General features: G+C 33.0%; 2 protein-coding genes. Both read left to right on the top strand.

The window, feature by feature from the left end; genetic code table 11:
- A partial coding sequence (locus NYE37_RS13975) for a hypothetical protein (RefSeq protein ID WP_340712161.1) occupies positions 1-574 on the top strand: 574 nt, incomplete at its 5' end.
- A gap of 121 nt (positions 575-695) precedes the next feature.
- The gene (locus tag NYE37_RS13970; protein ID WP_037998405.1) at positions 696-1,424 is read left to right on the top strand and encodes a hypothetical protein; all 729 of its coding nucleotides are present in this window, start codon (positions 696-698) and stop codon (positions 1,422-1,424) included.
- Positions 1,425-1,596 lie beyond the last annotated feature (172 nt).

The raw sequence follows: 1,596 nt of genomic DNA, 5'->3' as shown, positions 1-1,596 counted from the left end.
TTTCGAAGTATCCGAAGTAAGTAAAGATCGTTTTACAGGACAGAATTATACAGTTAGAGGGAATATAAAAGATGAGAAAAATACACAAGTATCAGTTATTATGGAACAAGGCGAAATCAGAGATACATATGTAGGTACGTTATGGACGGAAGAATTAAAACCAAAAATGACTACCTTGGCTCAAAAACATTTTGATGTAAGAGAGTTGGAACATATTGTTTTTTCTAATGGAAGAAAAAGAGATAAGTATACCGGTGACATTCCCTCTGTCTTTCATGTATTAGAAAATGGAGGAGATCCTGATTATACATTGGATTTAACATTAAGGGTTTATGAACAAAATGGTCAATATGAACAAGGAGTTAGAAGTTTTTTACAAGAGATTGAGAAATTAGGGTTTAATAATGTGATTATAGAGATCTATGTGTCTGATGATAAATTAAAATCAATAGCTGAGGAAACTAAAGAAAGTGAATACACATTATATCGGTACAATATTGTGATTGATGACATTCAAAAAGTAGATATTGATAGTCTTGATCTGGATCGATACAAAACAGTAATCAAACATTAAACAAAAAGGGATGGGCAGAAAGACATTGGCCCATCCCTGATTTATGGTTGAGTTAATAGGACAGAGAAATTTATATAATGATCTTAGTTATTGTTTGATGAGAAAAAGGGAGTGGAAATGGTTGAGAGGAAAGTGGGGCTTGGTCATTTGTTTGATTGCTTTAACGTTAACGGGTTGTGAGTCAAGTTTAATCAATACATCCTCTGAGGAAAATCAAGAAGCAGAAAAGAAAGCAAAAGAAGTAGCAATTCAGCATATCAAGGATACATATAACAGAGAATTTAAGGTAACAAAGGTGGAGCACACACAAGTACTGGAATCCAGATATGTCATTCGCGGGACTGTTGAGGATGGAAAGGATACACCAGCTACCGTGTATTGGGTGTTACCAGATCAAGTCACTGATAGTTATGTATTAAATTATTGGAATCAGGAGTTAGAACCAAAAATCAAGGAGATTTCAAAGAAGCACTTTGATATAAAGAGAATTGAAAGCATCTCTTATACCAATGGGACATTACCGAATAAATATACCGGAGAGATTCCATCCGTGTATGAAGTTCTGAAAAACGGGGGAGATAAGGATTATTTGTTTAAATGGACTGGGGAAATTTATAAAAACGGAGGGAAGTATGAACAATCAATAAAAAACTTTTTAGAGGAAATCGAAGAAATGAATTTTAATAGGGTACGAGTAACGATTTATGTTTATGATGATCGATTAAAAACATCAACAACAAAAGAAGATGAAGGAAAATACTTATTATACGAATATGTAATTTCAATTGATGATATTCAAAAAGCGGAAATTGATTCAATAAATTTGAATCAATATAAAACTGTATACTGATTTAGATGAATATGGGGATGGGCAGAAAGAAATCGGCCCATCCCTAAATTTATGGCTAATTTAATTTGGGCAGAGGAATTTATATAATGATCTTTAATCATAACAATTGTTTGATGAGAAGAAAGGAGTGGAAAAGGTGAATATCCAAAGAAGCTGGATCGTTTTCATTCTG

This window comes from Thermoactinomyces sp. FSL K6-2592 (assembly GCF_038006465.1).
Lineage (GTDB): Bacteria > Bacillota > Bacilli > Thermoactinomycetales > Thermoactinomycetaceae > Thermoactinomyces > Thermoactinomyces vulgaris.
The sequence above is the reverse complement of the archived record's forward strand: the minus strand, read 5'-3'. Positions and strand labels throughout refer to the sequence as shown.